At 73.4% G+C, this 19,648-nt stretch carries 14 protein-coding genes; 7 read left to right on the plus strand and 7 right to left on the minus strand.

What is annotated here, in order from left to right; translation table 11 throughout:
- Nucleotides 1-25: 25 nt before the first annotated feature.
- Nucleotides 26-1,672, minus strand: a complete 1,647-nt coding sequence (locus WME76_RS11130; protein WP_437960113.1) for a hypothetical protein — start codon at nt 1,670-1,672, stop codon at nt 26-28.
- A 328-nt stretch (nt 1,673-2,000) separates the two neighbouring features.
- Here WME76_RS11130 and WME76_RS11135 point away from each other — a divergent pair, with 328 nt between their 5' ends.
- The 5 genes from WME76_RS11135 to WME76_RS11155 all read left to right on the plus strand — a co-directional run bounded on the left by WME76_RS11135 (nt 2,001) and on the right by WME76_RS11155 (nt 11,167).
- On the plus strand, nt 2,001-2,588 hold the full coding sequence (locus WME76_RS11135; RefSeq protein WP_437960114.1) for a gluconate 2-dehydrogenase subunit 3 family protein: 588 nt from the start codon (nt 2,001-2,003) through the stop codon (nt 2,586-2,588).
- Nucleotides 2,585-4,231, plus strand: a complete 1,647-nt coding sequence (locus WME76_RS11140; protein ID WP_437960115.1) for a GMC family oxidoreductase — start codon at nt 2,585-2,587, stop codon at nt 4,229-4,231. Before WME76_RS11135 ends, WME76_RS11140 begins: the two co-directional genes overlap by 4 nt.
- Nucleotides 4,232-4,528: 297 nt before the next feature.
- The gene (locus WME76_RS11145; RefSeq protein ID WP_437960116.1) at nt 4,529-6,277 is read left to right on the plus strand and encodes a sigma-54-dependent transcriptional regulator; all 1,749 of its coding nucleotides are present in this window, start codon (nt 4,529-4,531) and stop codon (nt 6,275-6,277) included.
- A 309-nt stretch (nt 6,278-6,586) separates the two neighbouring features.
- Complete coding sequence (locus tag WME76_RS11150; protein WP_437960117.1) at nt 6,587-7,927, plus strand: zinc-ribbon domain-containing protein; 1,341 nt, start codon at nt 6,587-6,589, stop codon at nt 7,925-7,927.
- A 159-nt stretch (nt 7,928-8,086) separates the two neighbouring features.
- Nucleotides 8,087-11,167 carry a hypothetical protein gene (locus tag WME76_RS11155; protein ID WP_437960118.1) on the plus strand — a complete coding sequence of 1,027 codons (3,081 nt, stop codon included), beginning with the start codon at nt 8,087-8,089 and terminating at the stop codon, nt 11,165-11,167.
- A 21-nt stretch (nt 11,168-11,188) separates the two neighbouring features.
- On the opposite strand, the gene WME76_RS11160 is transcribed toward WME76_RS11155, so the two are convergent.
- A complete protein-coding gene (locus WME76_RS11160) occupies nt 11,189-12,694 on the minus strand; it encodes a hypothetical protein (RefSeq protein WP_437960119.1) in 1,506 nt (501 codons plus the stop codon).
- 373 nt (nt 12,695-13,067) lie between these two features.
- On the minus strand, nt 13,068-13,748 hold the full coding sequence (locus tag WME76_RS11165) for a hypothetical protein (RefSeq protein ID WP_437960120.1): 681 nt from the start codon (nt 13,746-13,748) through the stop codon (nt 13,068-13,070).
- A gap of 712 nt (nt 13,749-14,460) precedes the next feature.
- Between WME76_RS11165 and grxD the strand changes: the two genes are divergently transcribed.
- Nucleotides 14,461-14,775, plus strand: coding sequence for a Grx4 family monothiol glutaredoxin (grxD, locus tag WME76_RS11170; protein ID WP_437960121.1), 315 nt, complete (start codon nt 14,461-14,463; stop codon nt 14,773-14,775).
- A 76-nt stretch (nt 14,776-14,851) separates the two neighbouring features.
- Here grxD and WME76_RS11175 read toward each other — a convergent pair whose 3' ends face one another.
- Both WME76_RS11175 and WME76_RS11180 read right to left on the minus strand, forming a co-directional pair.
- A complete protein-coding gene (locus WME76_RS11175) occupies nt 14,852-15,613 on the minus strand; it encodes a uracil-DNA glycosylase (RefSeq protein WP_437960122.1) in 762 nt (253 codons plus the stop codon).
- The gene (locus WME76_RS11180) at nt 15,610-16,872 is read right to left on the minus strand and encodes an esterase/lipase family protein (RefSeq protein WP_437960123.1); all 1,263 of its coding nucleotides are present in this window, start codon (nt 16,870-16,872) and stop codon (nt 15,610-15,612) included. The genes WME76_RS11175 and WME76_RS11180 overlap by 4 nt, the downstream gene beginning before the upstream one ends.
- Nucleotides 16,873-17,014: 142 nt before the next feature.
- Between WME76_RS11180 and WME76_RS11185 the strand changes: the two genes are divergently transcribed.
- Nucleotides 17,015-18,214: a hypothetical protein gene (locus WME76_RS11185; RefSeq protein ID WP_437960124.1), complete on the plus strand. Its 1,200-nt coding sequence runs from the start codon at nt 17,015-17,017 to the stop codon at nt 18,212-18,214.
- Between the two features lie 4 nt (nt 18,215-18,218).
- On the opposite strand, the gene WME76_RS11190 is transcribed toward WME76_RS11185, so the two are convergent.
- Together WME76_RS11190 and surE are read right to left on the minus strand one after the other, a co-directional pair.
- Entirely contained in the window at nt 18,219-18,797 is a 579-nt protein-coding gene (locus WME76_RS11190; RefSeq protein WP_437960125.1) for an adenine phosphoribosyltransferase, read from the minus strand.
- 65 nt (nt 18,798-18,862) lie between these two features.
- Nucleotides 18,863-19,639 (minus strand): 5'/3'-nucleotidase SurE, encoded by a 777-nt coding sequence (gene surE, locus WME76_RS11195; protein WP_437960126.1) that lies wholly within the window; start codon nt 19,637-19,639, stop codon nt 18,863-18,865.
- Nucleotides 19,640-19,648: the final 9 nt, after the last annotated feature.

The following is a 19,648-nucleotide window of genomic DNA, read 5'->3' on the forward strand; positions in this document are numbered from 1 at the left end:
GCGTGAGCGCGCGGCGGGACGGCCCTCAGGGGTACAACGTCTTGCCGTAGATGCACCAGGCGCCGCCCTTCTTCAGCGCGATGGCCTGGCGGAGCTTGTAGTCCTTCTTGAACCGGGGATCGTTGTACGACGCGCGCGACGAGGGCACCGTGGGGTTCCGGCAGTCCGCCCCGGAGGCGATGATCAGGAAGTAACGCGGGTTCTTGGCGAAGAGCGCGTCGGTGTAGCCGGTGCCCACCTTGTGCGTGTACCCGCCCGGCAGGCTCGAGACCTCGGGGCTGAGCAGCCCCAGCATGTCGACGACCGGGAAGCCCGTGCGGTACCCGACGTAGCCGATGTCCGCGATCGCGATGGGGCCGGGCTCCCCGTTCTGCACGAGCCAGTCGGCGGTGCGCCCGGCCGCGTCGTCCCAGAACCCCTTGTCATTGACGAGGAGGTTGCTCTGCGCCCGCCAGAGCTCGCCGGTGCGGGTCGCGATCGTGATCGCGCCGAACGCCGCGAGCGCGAGCGACGCGGCTCGCTCGCGCCGCGCGGCGATGGCGCGGATCGCGTCGTCGGCGAGCAGGAACGCGAACGGCTCGGCGGGCGCGAGGAACCGGAAGTACGGCATCCAGTCGCCGCCCACCACGACGACGTACACGCCGAAGAGCAGCGCGACCGACGCGATCGCGAGGCCGCTCCGGCGCCGGTGGACGATCGACGACGCGACCGAGACGAGCCCGAGCCACAGGAAGGCGCCGGCGTGCTGCGCGTACTTGCGGACGTAGTCGCTCCCGCCCTGGAGCTGCTGCGCGAAGTTGCCGGTCTTCGCGGCGAGCGTGTTCGGGAGCCACGCGCCGTAATAGCTGTGCCGCCAGAGCAGGTGCGCCGCGACAGGGAGCGCGAAGGCGAGCAGGCGGAGCAGATTCCGCCGCGAGAACGCCTGGTCCACGTGCCAGATAACGAGCAACCCGAGGAACAGCGGCGCCTCCGGGCGGGTGAGCGCGGCGAGCGCGAACACCACGCCGGACCAGGGGAACGAGGACAAGGTGAGCGCCGGCCGCGGTCCGTCGCCGGCCGCGGCGGCGTCCTCCTCGCGGAGGAAGAGCTCGGTCCCCGCGAGCGTGAGCAGGAGGAAGAGCGGCGTCTCCAGCCCGAACACCGCGTAGCCAGAGAAGAGGATGCTCGTCGCGAGCAGCCACGTCGCGAGGCAGGGGAGGTTCGAGAACGCGCGCAGCCGCCGCGAGAGGAGGTACGTCGGGACGAGCGCGCCGCACGCGCACGCGGCGCCGAGGACCTTCGCCGCGGCCGGCGGCGTCGCCCCGAGCTTCACCGCGCCGGCGAGGAGCACGGTCCAGAGGAAGTTCGTGTAGCCCTCGACGCGCTCGCCCACGTTGTAGACGAGCCCGTTGCCGTTCGCGAGGTTCTCCGCGTACCGGAACGAGATGTACGCGTCGTCGATCGTGAAGCTCGCGACGCGCAGCGCCCCCACGAGCGTGACCAGCATCGGCAAGACCAGCCCGAGCGCGATCTGGAGCCACGCGGGGAGGGGAGCGCCGGCGAGCCAGGTCCGGAGATCGCGCGCCGGCGCTGTCGGGCGCTCCTCGTCGTCCATCGACTCCTCGCCTTCCGCCGGCTCGTCGCGTCCTACCTCGTCGCTCGTGTCCACTGCGCTTCTGGCCTCGTCGCTCATCGGGGGCCGACCATACCGCGATTGTCACAGCCGTAACCTCGGGCTGCGTAAATCAGGACAGGATGGTGTGCGAACATCCCGACGCAGTGCGAACGAAATTGCGCACTCCGCCCGTCGGATTAGGCTTTCAAGGCAGCCATGACGACGGCCTCGGACGAGATGAGCGGTGCCGCAGGCGCGATCGTTTCCCGGATCGCTGCGGTGTCCTCGAGCGGACGCCGGCGTCCGAGGGAGGTCGAGCTCGCCGCCGAGCTCGCGCGTGGCCGCAGCGCCGTCCGTGAGGCGCCCGGGCGCCCGGCGCCCGCGCTGACAGGAAAGGAGTCGAGTGATGAGCGACGTCGTTGCGCACCTGCCCGTGATCTTTCTCGTCGTTGCCCTCGCGGCGCTCGCCCTCGCCGCCGTCGGCCTCGCGCGCAGGGCCCGGGCCTCGGGCGCGCCCGCCCGCGCGCTCTCCGTGAAGGAGCGGGCCATCGTGGCTGCCTGCGCGGACGCGCTGTTCCCTGCCGGCGGACCGATCCCGGTCTCGGGCACCGAGGCCGGGCTGGTCGAGTACGTGGATCACTACGTCGCGCGCACCCCGCGGCCGCTCCGGCCCTACCTGCGGCTGCTGCTCCACGTCGTCGAGCTCTCGCCCTGCATCTTCGGGCCACGTCGCGCCCGCTTCACGCGGCTCCCGCAGCCCGATCGCATCGCGGTGCTCGCGTCGATGGCGCAGAGCTGCATCTACCTCCGGCGGGTGACGTTCCTCTCGCTCCGGACGATGCTCTCGATGGGCTACCTCGCGAACGAGAAGGTGGCCCGCGCGATCGGCGTCGCCTGCTGCGCCACGCCCTTTGAACGCCGCGCGGCTGCGCGCCCGGCGGGCGAGGGGGTCGCCGTGAGCGCGCCGTCGCTCGCGCCGGGGGTGACGGCGTGAAGCTCCCCGGCCTGCCTGGGGCGCTCCCGCCCGCGAGCCCCGAGCGCGCCGAGCGGCGCCCGCTCTCCGCCGCCGCGCTCCGATCGAGGGCCGCGGTCGAGCCGCTCGCGCCCAGCGAGCCGCGCCCCCAGGTGAAGGTGTTCGCCGACTACGACGGCGAGGTGCGGGCGTCCTGCGAGGTGCTCGTCGTCGGGTCGGGGCCGGGCGGGGCGGTCGTCGCCAAGGAACTCGCCGAGGCGGGGCGCGACGTGGTGCTCGTGGAAGAGGGGCCGCCGTTCGGGGTGGAGGATTTCCGGCAGGAGGCGGGCGAGTCGCTGGCGCGCACGCTGCGCGAGGGCGGGATGCGCGCTGCGCGCGGGCGCATGCTCATCCCGACCATGCAGGCGATCGCGCTCGGGGGCGGGTCCGTTGTGAACTCGGCGATCTGCGCGCGCTCGCCCGCGTGGGTGTTCGACAAGTGGGCGGACCGGACCGGGACGGCGTCGCTCACGTCGGAGACGCTGGCGCCCCACTACGAGCGCGTCGAGCGCCTGCTCGGCGTCGCGCCAACGCCCGTGGAGGTGCAGGGCGAGCGCAACCTGCGCTTCAAGCGGGGCTGCGACGCGCTGGGCCTGTCGAGCGAGCCGACCCACCGCAACGTGCGCGGCTGCCGCGGCTCGGGCGAGTGCTTCACGGGGTGCCGCAACCGCGCGAAGATGTCGACCGACATCTCGTACGTCCCCGCCGCGATCCGGGCGGGCGCGCGCGTCTTCACCAGCGTGCGCGCGGAGACACTGCTCCTCTCCGGAAAGCGCGCCGTCGGGATGCGCGGCCGCACCGTCGAGCCGTTCACATGGCGCGAGGGGGCGCCGGTCGAGATCCGGGCGAAGCTCGTCGTGCTCGCGGCGGGCTGCATGGCGACCCCGCTCATCCTGCTCCGCAGCGGCGCCGCCAACTCCAGCGGCCATGTCGGGAACGAGCTGCAGCTCCACCCGGGGCTCGCGATCATGGCGGTGTTCCCCGATCCCATCGACCCGTGGGAGGGCGCCACCCAGGGCTATCACTCGCTCCACTTCCTCGAGCAGGGCATCAAGCTCGAGGTCCTCTGGTCGCCCCCCGCGGTGCTCGCCGCGCGGTTCCCCGGCTTCGGACACGACTACCAGCGTCACCTCCGGACGTATCACCGCATGGCGCCCTTCGATGTGATCATCGCGGCCGAGCAGTCGCGGGGGACGGTCCGTCCGAAGCGCGGCTCGTGGGATCCCGATGTGCGGTTCGACTACGCGCCGCGCGACGTCGAGAAGATCCAGCGCGGCCTGGGCATCCTGTCGGACATCTGCTGGGCGGCGGGCGCTGCGTCGATCCTGCCCGGGCTGCACGGGATCCCCGACGAGCTGACGTCGCCGGCAGAAGCCGAGATCCTGAAGAGCAAGCGGCTCGACGGGCGCGACACGATCACCGCGGCGAACCACGCCTTCGGCTCGGCGCGAATGTCGAGGAACCCTCGGGACGGCGTCGTCGACGAAGAGGGGCGCTGCCACGATCTCGAGAACGTTTACGTCGCCGACACGAGCGTCTTTCCTGGAAGTCCCGCCGTGAACCCGATGCTTACGTGCATGGCGCTGGCCGATCGCATCGCATGCGGCATCATCGAGCGCTGGTGATGCGCGCGCTGGCGTGTCACCACAGGGGGCAGCGACCCGGGGGCGTCGCATCCGTTGCGCATGGACGGCATGTCACGGACGGCATGTGAGGGGGGGTTGCACCGAGAAGTAGGCAACTCCCGAGTTGATGTGAAGCCCCCGCAGGGTACACATTGAGCGGCACGTTTCACATCGCACGGGGCCGAGCCGTCCGTCCGCCGAGCTGGGAGGGAAGCTTTGGGACCGAACGCAGTATCTGCTGCAATTCCGCGCGGACAAGCGCGCTCGCCGCATCGGAGCCACAACCAGCACGGCCGTGTGCTGCTGGTCGAGGACGAGCCCGACCAGGCGGCCATCCTCGAGGCGGTGCTGCGCCATGAAGGGCTCGACGTCGTCGTCGCCTCGAGCGGCGAGCAGGCGCTCGAGATCCACCAGCGGACCCCGGCCGACGTCCTCGTCACGGACCTCAACCTGCCAGGCATGACGGGGGTCGATCTCATGCGCCGGCTCTCCCCGGGCGAGCTCGATGGGCCCGAGCCGAAGACGCCGCCGCCCGCCGTCGTCATGGTCACCGGCGCCGCGTCGATCACGAGCGCCGTCGACGCGCTAAAGCTCGGCGCCGCCGACTACCTCCAGAAGCCGCTCGACCCGGCGCGCCTCGTACTGCTCGTGCGCCAGCTCCTCTTCGACGGTCCGGCCCGCGAGTTCGTCGAGGGCGAGGACGACGATCCCCTCCACGGGCAGCTCGTGTTCGAGGGGATGATCGGCGGCTCGGCCCGGATGCGCGAGGTCTTCACCCGCATCGAGCGCGTCGCCGCGACGATGGCGCCCGTGCTGATCGTGGGCGAGAGCGGCACCGGCAAGGAGCTCGTCGCGCGCGCCATCCACAACCGGAGCCGCCGCCGCGCCGGCCCGTTCGTTCCGGTGCACACCGGCGCCATCCCGCGCGAGCTCATCGGCAGCGAGCTCTTCGGCCACGAGAAGGGCTCGTTCACCGGCGCGTTCGCGGCCGCGGAGGGCAAGTTCGAGGCGGCGGCCGGAGGCACGGTCTTCCTCGACGAGGTGGGCACGATGGACGCTGCGGTGCAGGTCAGCCTGCTCCGCGTGCTCGAGACCTACCGCTTCACCCGCGTCGGCGGCCGCAAGGAAATCGAGGCCGACGTCCGCGTCGTCGCCGCCACGAACAAGGATCTGCTCGACCTCGTCGACGACTGCGTCTTCCGCGAGGATCTCTACTACCGGCTCAACGTGTTCACGGTGACGCTGCCCCCGCTGCGCGAGCGCCGGGAGGACATCCTGCCCATCGCCGAGCGCTTCCTGCTCAAGTTCGCGAAGCGCTACGGCACCCCGGCGCGCCGCCTCACGGACGCCGCGGTCGAGCGGCTGACGGAGCACGACTGGCCGGGCAATGTGCGCGAGCTGCGCAACGTCATCGAGCAGACCGCGCTCTTCGCCTCGAGCGAGATGGTGTCGGCCAACGACGTCCAGCTCGGCCAGGGCCGGATCGAGCGGCGCTCCGGCCGGCGCGCCTATGACAGCGTCGCGTCCCAGCGGACCGCGGCGCCGGTCGTCCCTCCCGAGCCGACCGAGCCGCTCTCGGTGCCGCTCGTCCACCCGGCGGACATGGCGGTCCCGTCCGACCCTGCGCCGTCGCACGCCGTCGTCGCGCAGCCGCCGCCGCCCTCCGTGGGCCCTGCCTCGCTGCCACGGAGGCCTCAGGAAGGCAGCATCCCCGACGCGGAGTCGCCGCGGGACGCCGGCGAGGCGGGCGAGCACCCGCTCGTGCTGCGGCTCCCGGTCGGCACGCGCCTGGCCGACGCGGAGCGCAAGCTCATCCTGCTGACCCTCGAGGCCGTGCGCGGCAACAAGCAGCGCGCGGCCCGCGTGCTCGGGATCAGCCGCCGCGGCCTGTACTCGAAGCTGCAAGCGTACGGCGAGCACGTCGGGGGCCACGAGGCCCAGGGGCCGAGCGAGAGCGCCGAGCCCCACGATCCGGTCGACGATGTGCCCGTCGTGACCGACGAACCCAGCCTGGAAGAGCTCGGCTCCGCGCGCGGCGACGCCTGAACGGAGCGCATCGCCCTCCGCCGCCGCGCGTGACGCGCCTTTTTTGGCGGGTCGACGCCCGGGGCGCGACGTGACCGGTCGCACTCCAGGCGCCGGCCTGCGTGCCCGTGTGACGCACCCCGACAACGGTTCCATCAGCGGCCCCGTTCCTTTGTGCTTTACGAAGGGATGACGACCTCGGCTATCGTAAAGCGGAGCTGCGAGATCAGACGCGCGACTGGCACGTCAGAGAGCGGGCCACCGGCGCGGTATCAAGGTAAACTCTACGCGACGCCTCGCCGGCATTACCCCCCTGCGGGCCAGCCCCCAATGAAGATCACCTGCCAGTCCTGTCAGTCGAAATACACGGTCTCGGACGAGAAGGTCCAAGGCAGAACCGTCAAGATCAAGTGCCGCAAGTGCGGCGCGACGATCCTCGTGAACAGCTCGGGCGTGACGACCAACGGCGGGGTCGCCGATCCGGTCTCGGGCACGAGCGTTCCGAACGACGGGACCACGTACCTGGTCAACGTGGCGGACGGCGATCAGCGCTCGATGACGCTGGCGGAGATCGTCGCCAGCTATCAGGCGGGGGTGATCAACGCCGAGACGTACATCTGGGCGGACGGGATGGCCGACTGGCAGCCGCTTGGCCAGGTCGACACGATCGTCGCGGCGCTGCACGCCGGCAGCGCCCCGGTCTCGACGGCCGCGCAGGAGCCGGCGCCCGTCCAGTCGCAGCCCGTGCCGAGCGCTGGCGCGGCCGCATCGCAGGCCTCCTCGGGCATCGAGGCGGTCGCGGCGTCCGCTCCGGCGCCTCGCGCGGCGGCCGTGCGCCGCGATCCGGCGCGCCCGACGCAGGACCTCTTCGGCGGGAGCCCGGCGCCCGAGGCGCATCGGCCGAGCTCGGACGACGTGGCCACGAGCGCTCCGCTCTTCAAGAGCGGCGCCGCCCCCGGCCAGCGCGACGAGAACTCGATGCTGTTCTCGCTGAGCGCCCTCACGGCGAAGGCCGCGCCTCCTCCGGCGCGGTCGAGCGCCAGCGCGTCGGAGGACTCCGGCCTCATCGACCTGAAGGCCCTCGCGTCGGGGGCGGGCGTCAGGGCGCCGTCGCCGGTGGCGAGCATCGTCGCGAACGACGGCGGCCTGTTCCAGCTCAGCGCGCCCATCGTGACCACGGCGCGGGCGCCGTCGGTCGCGCCGCCGACGAGCATCGAGGCTGCGCCCAAGAACCGCGCCCCGCTCATCATCGGCGCCGGCATCGCGATCGCGGGCATCGCGATCGCGGGCGTCTTCTTCATGATGAAGGGCGGCGGCGAGACGCCGGCGCCCGCCGCTGCCGACAACGCGACCACGGCGGCAGCCCCGGCGACGACGACGCCGCCGGAGCCCGAGCCGATGCCGACCGCGACGGCGACCGCGAGCGCTACGGCCGCGGCGAGCGCGGAGCCGGTCGCGAGCGCGACGCCGAGCGCCACGCCGACGGCTGCGCCTGCCCGCGGTGGCGCGCGGCCGGCGCGGCAGACCTCCGGCGGCTCCGCAGGCAAGGCGCAGCCTGCCTCCGGCTCCCCGGCCCCGGCCGCCGCCCCCGCACCGGCCAAGCGCGGCGGCTGCGGGTGCGCGGTCGGCGATCTGATGTGCGCGATGCAGTGCTCTGCCAAGGGCAAGTGAACGCGCGAGGGCTGTCCTGGCCCCCGCGATGAGCCAAGATCCCGTCGCTTGAACCTCTCGCTCGGCGGCCGCGCTCCGCGCCGCCCGCGACATCGTCTGCCCCGCGGGCGACTGCAAGGACGGTGCGGCGCCCAGGGGGGCGCGCTAGCATCGTCCGTCATGAGCGAGCCCGACCGGCGGTATCACGCGCCGACTGCGCGGCGCGCGCCGGGCGCCGCGCCGCTCTTCGCGATGATGCTGCTCCTCGGCGCGGGCGTCGCAGGGTGCGGCGGACGGGCGCCGAGCGCGCCGTCCGCGGCGCAGGCGTCACGCGGCGGGGCTGCGCGGTCGGCGCTCCCGGCCTCGGGTGGGCGAGCCGCGCAGGGGGCGCTCGTCCCCATGATCACGCCCTCGCTGCTCTTCCCTGACCTCGTCGGAGAGCGCGGCGTCGTGGCCAGCGAGGCGGGGTCCCGGCGGGTGCTCATCGATCGCATGCGCCTCATCGCGCACGACGATGGATCACTCGAGCGCGCCGCCGAGCTGCTGCCGTCCGGTCAGGTCACCGCGCTCAGGCTCCCGACGCGGCTCGGCGGCGGCTACCTGTTCTACGCCTCGAACCGCGGGAGCGCGCAGCTCTGGCGGGCCCGGGAGTGGCTCGCCCCGCTCGATCCGCTGGTCCAGTTGCCGTCGGAGGCGAACGAGATCATCGCGGGGTTCGATCGCCTCTACGCCCGGCTCTCGCACAGCCACCGGCTCCTGGCGATCGACGCGCAGAAGGGCGAGGCGATGCCCCTCGGCCCGCTCCCGCCGGCGAGCGCGTACGGCCAGCTCGCGTTCGCCGACGGGTGGCGCGCCGTGGTCGAGGCCGACCTGCGCGGGCTGCTCGTCACCTTCGACGCGGGGGCCACGTGGCGTCCGGTCGAGGTCGACGCGCGGCCGACCTCGCTCGCGATCATCGGCGGCGACCCGGCGGTGATGACCGCGAACGGGTTCTACTCGGTCGATGCGCGCGGCGGCGTCACGTACCGCACCCTGGAGACGCCCGAGGACGTGCAGGAGGCGCCGGCGCGGGCCCAGGGGCCTTTCGGGAGGCGCCCGCTGCGCGCCGCGATCGAGGACGGGTGGCCCGACTCGATCTCGACCGCGGTGGTGGCCCGCGGCGGCGCCCTGTCGCGCGTCTCGCTGCGCGACGGCGCCGTCGTCGACCTCGCGCAGGACGCGTACCCCGAGCGCGAGGCGACGTGCCACGCGATCCGCGCGGGCACGTCTTTCGGCTTCGTCTGCGGCGAGCGCGACGGGCCGACGACGCTCTACGCCTTCCAGCCGCCGCTCGGCATGCGCCGGCTCATGCGCTTCGAGGAGCCGCGCTTCGTGGCCGCGAGCGGCAACGGCGCGCTGGTGATCCGCGGCGCCTGCGGAGAGCGCAGCGGCGCGCACGACGGCCGCGCGTACTGCATCGTCGCCGCCGACGGGGGCACCCGCGAGATCCACGTCCGCGCGCCGGCGCGGGACGTCGGCGTCGAGCGCGTCGTCGCGCTCTCCGACGGCCGCGTCGCCGTCCTCTCACCGCCGCGCCCGGGCGCGGCGGGGCAGCTCACGCTGCTGAAGGGGAGCGACGTCACCACCGTCCCGCTGATCCTTCCGGGCAAGCCCCGCAGCACCGTCCGCGATCTGCAGCGCGGGATGTGGCTCGAGGGGTTCGAGGAGCGCGAGCCCGGGGTCCTCGGCGGCTGGGTAGAGGCAGGCGGCCCGATCGTGGGCGTCCGGATCGACGTGAAGAGCGGCAATGTGACCGCCGGCGCGCCGCGCCAGGACGGCACGGGCGCGCTCCTGTCAGGGCGGTTCGCGCTTTCTCTGGGAGAGGGCGAGCGCTCCGCCGAGTCGACGGACGGCGGCATGACCTGGCGCTCGATCGAGCTGCCCGAGCGGGACGACGACGCTGCCGCTCCCCGGACGCGCGCGTGCGGCCCTGTCGGCTGCGTCTTCAAGGGCTGGATACGCGTCGGTTGGGGCAAGACGGCGCTGCCGGACGACCTCGCCGAAGCGAAGCCACCGCCGGTGCTCCAGACGCCGCTGCGCGCGGGCAGCCCGATCGCGATGCGCTGCGAGGCGCTCGGCTCGTCGACCCCGCCGCTGCCCGACAGGCCGTCCGCCGCGCCGGCCGCGCGCCCACCGCAGCCGGCCGCGCGCCCGCAGTCGAAGGAGACGGCGAGCTCGGCGTGGGCCCCTTTCCGCAACACCGTGCCGCCCACGCTCGGCGCGGATGAGATCGGCTTCGACAACGGGGCCCCGTACGACATCGTGACCGTGCGCGCCTACGCATGGGGCAAGCGGGGCGCTGACTGGGCTCGGGCGGGGCGCTGGCTCATCCGGTTCGACGATCGCTTCGACCCGGATGGCGGGGTCCGCTCCAGCGCCGTCAGCGCCTCGCCCTGGTCGGACGAGGCCACCGCGGCAGAGGCGCTCGGGGTCGTCAACTACGGGGCCGCCTCCTGGGGCGCGTACCTCGACCCGGGCGGACGGGCTGCCCTGACCCACGTGTGTCGGGGCGCGGGATGCAGCCTGTTCGCGGTGTCCGAGGGGCTGCCGGTGCTCCCGCTTCGCGACGGCGGCGGCCGCGCAGGCAACTTTCTCCGGCCCTTTCCGAACGGCGCCGTGCGGCTCGGCGAGACCTGGTTCTTCGTGGCGCCCGGCGGCTCGTACGAGTCCGTGACGCTGTGGCGCGCCGACCTCGGCATCGCGCGGCCGCTCGCGACGTATCATCGTCCCGCGCGCACGAGCTACGGAGTCGACCCGCCGCGCCTGGTCCGGCGCGCGCTCGGCGGCGGTGTCGGCCTGCTCATCTCGACGGCCCCGGATCCGGGCGTGCGCGCCGGTTCCTGGCACGTGCTCCCGATCGACCGCGACACCGGTGCGCTCGGCGAGGCGGTGCCGCTCGGGCGCAAAGATCTCGTGGACAGGCCGCTCGACCGCTGTCAGCCGGGCCAGGACGGCTGGCTCCTGGACACGAGCCTGGAGGGATCGCCGAGCTTCGATCTCGGCGGTAGTTACCCGTCGGTCGATGGTGCCGAGTTCCGGCTTCGCCTGGATCCCGGCGCAGCGTGCGTCGAGGCGATGTCGGTGAGGCTGCAAGGGATCTTCTCGAAGGCGCCCGAGAAGCAGCGCGACGTCGCTGCCAGCGCCATCCCGCTCGCCGCGACCGAGCGGACCACGGGGCGGAGGTGGCGGCTGCGCTGCGAGCCCAGGGACGCTGGCCGATGAGGCGCTGGCGACCGCGGGCGATCAGTTGGCGATGACGTCCGTGGAGACGGCGTCCACGTCGCCCTCGACGCTCGCCTCCAGGCCCTCGTAACGGAGGGTCCCCAGCCAGTCTGCCGTCCACGAGATCGGCGCGGCGGCGCTGTTGACCTGCGCTTCTCCCGAGGCGTTCACGACGATCTCGCCAGTCCGCCCGGCCTTCGCTTGTGCCTCCAGGCCATCGTGCCAGAGGATCTTGAGCCCGCGCGCGCACAGCGTCGCCATGCAGTCGCTGTTGCAGCCGGAGTAGCCGACGAGCACTTCGCCCAGGGTCGCACAGTCCGCTGAAGCGGCGAGCGCGGTGGGGACGGACTCGGCCTCCGCCTCCAGGGTCGCCCCGAGCGCCGCGGCGCCGCCCACGTAGAGGCTCGGCACCCAGGAGAGGGTCCCGGCGAGTCGGAGTACGTCGCCGGGATCCGCTGTCCACTTCATGACCTCGGGCGCCCGCTCGCCCGTGTTCTCGGTGGGCGCGCTGCCGAGCCAGCTCACCTCGAAGAGCGCGCCCCCTGGCATCTCTTTCACGCCGCTCAGCTTGCCGTCGATCGTGAGCGGCGCAGCTTCCTGCCCGGCGCGGGCCCACCCACGGCACCGGTTGCGCAGCGAGACCGGGAGCGCGGCGAGGTGCGCCTGCGCGGCGGTGTCCCAGCCGTGCTCCCGACGCCGCGCGTCGAACTCGGACGCCTGGTCCGCGGGAGCGGCGCGCTCCATGGCGTCGAGCAGGGACGCCGCCTCTGCGCCAGCAGGCAAGAAGGCACCGATCATCTCATCGGCCGCCGCATCGAGCAGCGCGTCCAGCCCGTCCGCCGACGCGATCGTCAGCTTCGTGTTGAGGCTCGTCGCCGCCATGTCGATGGGCAGATCCCTGACCTGGACCCACACGTCGCGCGACGAGCCGGCCTGCAGCTCTCGTTCGCCCGTGCAGCCCCACATGATTTTTCCGCTGTGGAGCGCAACGGTGAGGCTCAGCCCCACAGGGGCGCCCGAGACGACGACCGGTTCGTCCGGGCCGCCGTGCGCCATGAGCGCGCCCGCGGGCGCTTCGGGCGCTGCGGTCGCGAGCTCCTCGCAGGTCGCCCCTGTGATGACGCTCGCCGTCCACTCCTTCGCGAGGCGTCTGCCCTGGTAGAGCGGAAGGACGCGCAGCGTCCCGAAGCCCTCCGCGCTCACCGACACGCCGAGCTCGGCGGCCGGGCCGTCCTTCGTGGCGGCGCGCAGTCGGAACGTGCTGCCCAGGCTCGAGGCGTGGAGCTGGACCGAGGCCCTGCCGTTCTCGTCCGCCATGACGGTCGTCCGGTCGACCCACGCGCCGGCGGCGTCGCCGAGGAGGGTGAAGGTCACCTCGTAGGGCACCGGCGGCTGGCCGATGACCCAGACCGTGTGCAGCTGCCCCGGCGCGAGCTGCAGCGGTCCTTGCTCCTCGAACGCCAGGATCACCGGCGAAGCGGCATCGGTCGGGGGACCGGGCCACGGCGGCTCCGCTTGCTCGTGCATGCGAAGCGAGCAGGACGCCAGACCGAGCAGGGCGACGCGCGGCGCCCAGTGTCTCCAAGGCAAGCTCACGATGGGAGTGTACCTTGCACCCTCCCCGGCGAGAAGCCGCGGGGCTGAGCGCACCAGGCCTCTCCCGGTGACCCGCGGCCGAGCGCGCCGCTGGGAGCAGCTTACGGCGCAAGCGGGCTCACACGAGAGCGAGGCTGCTGTCGGGCGCACGCTGTCGCTCCGACGACGGGCGATCGCGACGGCGGCGCCGCGCGGCCTGGCGGAGCGCGGCCTGGCGGAGCGCGCCGCGAGCTGCGGATGGCGACGCCGACCCGCGACGCGAAGTGCCCGCGAGGCGGCGCCGCGGCGCCGCGCGGGGGGGCGACTACTTCACGTAGATCTGGCCGACGGCCATCCCGCTGCCGCGGGCGCGCAGGACGGCCTTCGCGGGGCCGCCGATGGGGAGCGGGTTCTTGAAGCATTGGCCCTTGCCGCCGAGCGTGGCGTTCGGACCGGTGGTGCTGTCCTGGGCGAGCACCACGGGCGGCATCGGCGGCGTGTGCGCGACGAGCTGGATGTCGAGCTCCTGGAGGCCAACGCCCACGCCGATGACCGAGTAACACTTGCCCGGCTGGATGTTGAACGGCTGCTCGAGCGTCTGGCCGTCCTGGAACTGCCCGGCGAACGCGCCGCCTTCCGCTTGCATGCCCTGGACCTCGGAGGCCGCCATCGCGGTGAGCACCGGGGTCGCCGCGGCCACCATCGTGGGCGCGATCGGTGAGGCTTGCCCGCCGCTCGCACCCGCAGCGGGGGTGGTCGGCGTCGCGGGGGTCGTCGGGGTGCCGGCGGGTTGACCGTACTGACCGGCCGGGGCGGGCTGGCCATACTGACCGGCCGGGGCGGGCTGGCCGTACTGACCGGGGGGGTACTGGCCGGGGGGGTACTGGTTTGACGCCCCGTACTGGTTCTGCATCTGCGACGGGTTGTTCGGCTCCGGGTCGCTGCCTCCGCAGCCGAGGGGCGCGAGGCCGAGCAGGGCCGCAGGGATGAGGACGTACAAGCGCATACGAGGCTCCTTCAGGGTTGTGCGGGGTGAGGCCACGACATTGGGACGCTCGCCGCACCCGCGGCGGCTCACGGCCGCTGGTCACGAACGGTAAGACGGCCCAGGTGGGGGCGTGTTCTACAACGACTTGGCGGCGCGAGGCCAGACGCTGAGGTTCCCGGGCTCGAGGCGCGAAAAAACGAGCGAAACGCGGCGCTGATCCCGGGGCGCCCCAGGGCCGAGAGCGCGCCGTCCGCCGGCGTTCGAGCGCTGTTCCACGAAGACGAGCACCGCGCCGCCTCCAGCGCCCGCGCCGCGATCATGCAAGGTCGCGGCCGCTCGAAGCCATCGCGACGGTGCGCTGAGCCTGGTCCACGCGGCCTGCGGCTCACGGTGGCCCGAAAGGGACCGCGGCGCGTCGAGCAACGAGGACGTGCCCTGCCGCGGCATCTGCTCGCAGGCACCTCGGTCGGTTACCCCTGCGGAGGGACCCCGCGGCGTTCGCCCAGTTGACGCGGGCGACGGGCGACACCAGAAAGCGTGCTCGTAACTGCGCGTCCGGGGCGCGGAGGTCACGTGGTCGCCTGGCGAGCCGGGTGCGATCCCGTCGAGAGCCCCCCGCCGGCCGGGTCAGCGCGCGGTCCGGCGACCCGCGCGGCTTCTGTGTACGTTGGCTTCTGTGTACGTTGAAAGATGGGCGATCCCGCTCGCGGCGGGAGATCAGGAACGAGCCATGAGCGACATCCACCAGGCGATCAAGGATACCGTCGAGAGCAACCGCGTCGTCCTCTTCATGAAGGGCTCCAAGACCTTCCCGCAGTGCGGCTTCTCGGCGCGCGCCGTCGACATCCTGAAGAAGTGCGGCGTGGAGTTCAAAGATGTCAACGTGCTGACCGACCCCTCGCTGCGGCAGGGAATCAAGGACTACTCGCAGTGGCCGACGATCCCGCAGGTCTACGTGGACGGGAAGTTCATCGGCGGCTCCGACATCCTGATGGAGATGTTCCAGTCGGGCGATCTGCAGAAGCTCCTGTCGAAGCAGGAGTAGGCTGCGGGACGCGCCTGGCGAGCGCGGGCGATGAAGAGCGCGGCGCTTCGAGCGAGCTGGGCCGATGGCTCGGGCCTCAGGCGGCGCGCAGCCCTGCTGCGCGCATGGCGCGGCGCAGGACCTCGTCGAACATGTCCCCGGTGAGGCGCCCGGTCTGGGTATTCTGCTGGCTCACGTGGTAGCTGCCGAAGAGCCGCGCCTCGCCAGCGCCGCCGCGCGGATCGGGGATCGTCGCCTCCACGCCGTGCGCGAACGGCGGCAGGCGCGGATCTTCCTGCGCGCGACGCCGCGCGCGCTCCCCGGCGGCGGCCGCGCGCTGCGAGCGGGCGAGCGCGCCCACGGCGTCGTAGCCGATCTTGCCGAGCGCGAGGTAGACGCGCGCGCGGCGCAGGGCCGCGAGCTCTCGCGCGATCCAGGTGCGGCACGCCGCGAGCTCGTCGGTCGCGGGCTTGTTGTCCGGGGGAGCGCAGTGGCAAGGGGCCGTGATGAACACGCCCTGCAGCGCGAGGCCGTCGTCGCGTGACGTGCTCGTCGGCTGCGACGCGAGCCCGGCGCGGAAGAGCGCCGCGTAGAGGAAGTCGCCCGAGCGATCGCCCGTGAACATCCGACCGGTGCGGTTCGCGCCGTGCGCCGCCGGCGCCAGCCCGACGACCACGAGCGGCGCGTCCGGATCCCCGAAGCCCGGCACCGGGCGGCCCCAGTAGGTCTGGTCCCGGTAGGCGCGCCGCTTCTCGCGCGCGATGTCCTCCCGCCACGTCACGAGCCGCGGGCAGCGACGGCACTCGACGAGCTCCGCCGCGATCTGCTCGAGCGCGCGCCCGGCGCCGTCGGCGCTCATCCGCCGGGATCCTCGATGGCGGGGCCGCCGATCGCGCTCGCCGCGGCGGCGGTCTGCTCCACGTCCCCGCGCTCCGGCGCGACCGTCTCGATGACCGGGCGCGGCGGCGTCGCGGCCTGCTCCGACAGGCTGCTCTGCTCGCCGGCCACCATCCCGGTCACGATGCGATCGAGCACCGCGTCGAAGCGAAGGCGATTGAAGCGCGCGCCGCTCGCCAGCCAGTCGATGTGCCCGCCCTTGCCCGGAAAGTGGCCGACGATGTCCAGGTGATCGGCCTTGCCGGCCCAGATGAGCTCTCCCCAGACCTGCGAGGCGAGCGGGACCACGCCGTCGTTGGCGTCCGGCGGCGGCAGCTCGCCGAGCACGCGCGCGAGCTTCTGTTCGATCGAGCCGTCATGGGAGCGGCAGGGGTAGTGCTCGTCCAGGCGGGCCGTGATGTTCGAGAGCGCCGTGAAGATGGCGGCCGACATCGCCCCCCACGGCGACCTGAGCGCCGAGACCCAGTCGCGGACGGCGTTGCGCGGCGCGTACGTGGCGACGCTCTGGTAGCGCAGGCCGGCCCGGTCCTCCAGGCCGGCGTGGAGCAGGTCCATCGCCTCGGGCATGAGCTGGACGATGGCGCCCTGGTCGTCGCGGAGCAGCTTCAACCAGGCGCGCAGCTCGCGGCTCGAGGCGTCGTCGAGCACGCGGATGAAGCTCTCGACGGCGCGATCGATGAGCTCGATCTCGAGGAAGCCGAGCTGCGCCCGGCCGAACGCGGCGACGAGCGCCGACGCGGCCGCGAGCGGCGGCGCGCCGAGCTTGAGGCCCGCCACCGTGAGCGCCGTGACGGCGTAGAGCAGGCGCTGGCCGCTCACCGTGGCGAAGAAGGCGGCGAGCGGGGTGCCGAAATGCGGCGTGTTGATCGTGGTGACGGACCGCAGCCGGCTCGTCCAGCCGAGCCGGCGGTGAGCGTTCCCGGGGAGGCGCACCGCGGGCGAGGCGACGAGGCGGGCGTCGAGGCCGCCGGTCGAGTGGCCGATGATGTGGATCGGGCCGCCGTCATCCCCGGCGCTCTCGTCCACGAGACGAGCGAGCTTCGCGGCCCGGCGGAGGAGGGAGGCCGTCGGGTGCACCTCGCAGACGCGTATCTCGACGACCCGGCCGCGATCGCGGAAGCGCTCCTCGATCGCTCGGATGAAATGCTCGAAGTACTCGAGGGAGGCGAGGGTGGCGAACCCGAACATGCCGGGCGAGAGGTAGACGCGCGTCTTCTGCACGCGCAGGAATGTGCCATTTCCCTCGGCCGCGCGCGGCATTTCCCGCGTCGACCTGGCGCCCCCGCGGCCCGCCCCGCGAGCCCCGGGCGCCGCGCAAAGAAGCGGCGGGCACGCCGACCTCAAATCCGGTTACTCTGCGATCGTGGACGACCTCAGCGCGCGGGAGATCGAGGCGGCTGTACAGGAGGCCCTGGGCCTGTTCGGAACATCGGGATCGGTGAGCGTCCAGGGCCGGCAGATCGCGCTGCGCGGGCGCGGGGCGCCGGTCGCCATCGATCTGGAGCAGCTCGTCGAGCAGTGGCCGCTCCTGCCCCAGGACCTGCGCGCGCGCAAGGCGTCCGACCTGGCGCGGCGGCTCGCGCAGGCGCAGCGCGCGGTGACCTCGATGGCGCCGCCGGGCGCGAGGGCGCCGGGGCGGCCGGCGCGGTACGTCGTGATCCCCGTCGTCGCGGTCGCGGTCGCGCTCGTCGGCGCGCTCGTCGCGGCGCGCGCGCTGCGATCGCGGGAGGACCCGGTGGCCTCGCCGGTCGCGCCGGAGACGACCGCGGCCGAAGACGCGGCGAGGAACGCGCGCACCTGCGAGGCGGCGCGCAAGCGGATCTACTCCGGCGCATCCATGGGGCCGTTCGAGCTCGCGGGCTGGGTGGCCGAGCTCTGGCTGGCGACGCCGCGCGGCTCAACGCAGGCCGCCGCCGGGCAAGAGGCCACGAGCGCGGAGGCGGTGGGGCTGGGCGGGCTCATCTCCGAGGGCAAATTGACGGCGAGCGCCGACGCCGAGCTCGCGGCGGTGACCGACGGGCTCGTGGAGATCGTCCCGGGGTTCGACGGGGAGGAGGCGGGGCGCTCGCCGTCGTGGCGCGCGATCACGGCGCGCTTCTCCGGCGGCTATGCGCGGGCGTACTTCGATCCCGCGCTCCGGGCGCGCTTCGTCGCGCTCGCCGACCGCATGGCCGACGGGGCATCCGCCGAGCTCGGCGCCCTGTATGCGCGCTGCGCGCACCTGCCCTACCACGACGCGGGCGCCTGGTTCCGCGGATCGGATCCGGCTGCGGCGGCGGCGGCGCTCGTCCATGCCTCCGGCCTTTTCGCCGAGCTGCCGGCTGTCGATCGCGGGGCGCTGGCCGCGCTGAAGGGAGCGGGGCAGATCGACGCCCTGCGCAGCGCCGGCGCCTCGCTCGATGGAGCGAGCCTGGGCAAGCTCGTGGGGGCGCACGGCGGCGGCATCACCAGGGGCGGGGCGGGCGCCGTCGTCATCACGTTCCCCGTCGGCGGGCCGACCCGGGCGACCAGCGCGAGCCGCATCGTCGCGCGCAAGCTGCAGGTCGGCGTGGGGCAGGACTGACCGCTCACTCGCCCGCGGCGAAGTGCACGATCGAGTAGACGCGGGCCGCGTCGCCGGCGTGCTGCGCGAGGAGCGCCCGCCCGCCGAGGAAGTCGAGCTCGACGACGAAGGCGAAGCCGACGACCTCGCCGCCCTGCTTGCGCGCGAGCTCCGCGGCCGCCGAGGCGGTGCCGCCGGTCGCGAGCAGATCGTCCACCACGAGGACCCTGGCTCCGGGCCTGATCGAGCCCTTGTGCATCTCGAGCTCGGCCGTGCCGTACTCGAGCTCGTACGCCACGCGATCGGCCGCGGCCGGGAGCTTGCCGGGCTTGCGCACGGGCACGAAGCTCGCGTTGAGCCGGGCCGAAAGCGCGCCGCCGAAGATGAAGCCACGCGACTCGACGCCGACCACGGCGTCGACGTGCTCACCGATGTAACGCTGGGCCAGCAGATCCAGCGTGATGTGGAGCGCCCGCGGGTCGGCGAGGAGCGGCGTGATGTCCTTGAAGAGGATGCCCGGCTTCGGAAAATCCGGGACGTTGCGGAGGTGGGCCTTGAGGTAGCGGAGCGCGTGCTCGGAGGGCAGGTCGTCGTGGTTGAACATGGCGCCGGAGCCTAGGCGAGCGCCCCCGAGCCGGAAAGCGCAGCAGGGCGCCGCGGCGCGCGGCTTCAGGGCGTCCGGCCATCGTTGAGCTCCGCGGCGATGCCGCTCGCGACGCCCTCGTGCTGCGCTGCGAACAGGTCGAGGGTCAGCGGGGTGACGCTGACGGCCCCCTCGTCGTACGCCTCGGTGTCCGAGCCGGGGACGAGGTCGTGGCGCACGCCTGCGCCGCCGATCCAGAGGTACTCGTGCCCGCGCGGATCCTGGCGGAAGATCACCTCCTCGGTGTACAGGCGCGCGCCGATGCGCGTGGCGCGCACGGGCCAGCTGCTGCCCGCGGGGATGTTGACGTTGAGCAGCGGCGCCGGCCGGCGCCCTGCCTGCCCGGCGGCGCGGTGGAGGGCGAGGGCGAGCTTCACGCCGAGCGCCGCCGCGGCGCCGCGCGAGGCGCCGGCGTCGGCGGAGAGCGCGATCGAGGGGATGCCGCGCAGCGCTCCTTCGCGCGCTGCGGCCACGGTCCCCGAGTAGAAGATGTCGGAGCCAAGGTTGAGCCCGTGGTTCATCCCCGAAACGACGAGGTCGGGGCGGCGCGGCAGCACGCGCGCGCCGGCGTGAAGGGCCACGTAGATGCAGTCGGCGGGCGTGCCGTCGACCGCGAACACGCCGGGCGCGGCTTCCAGCAGCCGGAGGACGCGGTGCAGGCTCAGCGAGTGGCTCGTGGCGCTCTGGTTGACCGCGGGGGCGCACACCACGACGTCGGCGTGCTGGATGAGCTCGTCCCGCACTGCGATCAGACCCGGGGCCGAGTAGCCGTCGTCGTTGGACAGGAGGATCAGGGGGCGCATGCGTTGCCT

It is taken from the genome of Sorangium sp. So ce119 (assembly GCF_051524405.1).
GTDB classification, from domain to species: domain Bacteria; phylum Myxococcota_A; class Polyangia; order Polyangiales; family Polyangiaceae; genus Sorangium; species Sorangium cellulosum_G.

What these genes read in the sequence shown, in the direction of transcription:
- WME76_RS11190 (WP_437960125.1), bottom strand. Translation starts at nt 18,797, where the DNA reads ATGTTCAACCACGACGACCTGCCCTCCGAGCACGCGCTCCGCTACCTC.
- WME76_RS11150 (WP_437960117.1), top strand. Translation starts at nt 6,587, where the DNA reads ATGAAGATCACCTGCCAGTCCTGTCAGTCGAAATACACGGTCTCGGAC.
- WME76_RS11175 (WP_437960122.1), bottom strand. Translation starts at nt 15,613, where the DNA reads ATGAGCGCCGACGGCGCCGGGCGCGCGCTCGAGCAGATCGCGGCGGAG.
- WME76_RS11155 (WP_437960118.1), top strand. Translation starts at nt 8,087, where the DNA reads ATGAGCGAGCCCGACCGGCGGTATCACGCGCCGACTGCGCGGCGCGCG.
- WME76_RS11135 (WP_437960114.1), top strand. Translation starts at nt 2,001, where the DNA reads ATGAGCGACGTCGTTGCGCACCTGCCCGTGATCTTTCTCGTCGTTGCC.
- WME76_RS11160 (WP_437960119.1), bottom strand. Translation starts at nt 12,694, where the DNA reads ATGCACGAGCAAGCGGAGCCGCCGTGGCCCGGTCCCCCGACCGATGCC.
- surE (WP_437960126.1), bottom strand. Translation starts at nt 19,639, where the DNA reads ATGCGCCCCCTGATCCTCCTGTCCAACGACGACGGCTACTCGGCCCCG.
- WME76_RS11165 (WP_437960120.1), bottom strand. Translation starts at nt 13,748, where the DNA reads ATGCGCTTGTACGTCCTCATCCCTGCGGCCCTGCTCGGCCTCGCGCCC.
- grxD (WP_437960121.1), top strand. Translation starts at nt 14,461, where the DNA reads ATGAGCGACATCCACCAGGCGATCAAGGATACCGTCGAGAGCAACCGC.
- WME76_RS11130 (WP_437960113.1), bottom strand. Translation starts at nt 1,672, where the DNA reads ATGAGCGACGAGGCCAGAAGCGCAGTGGACACGAGCGACGAGGTAGGA.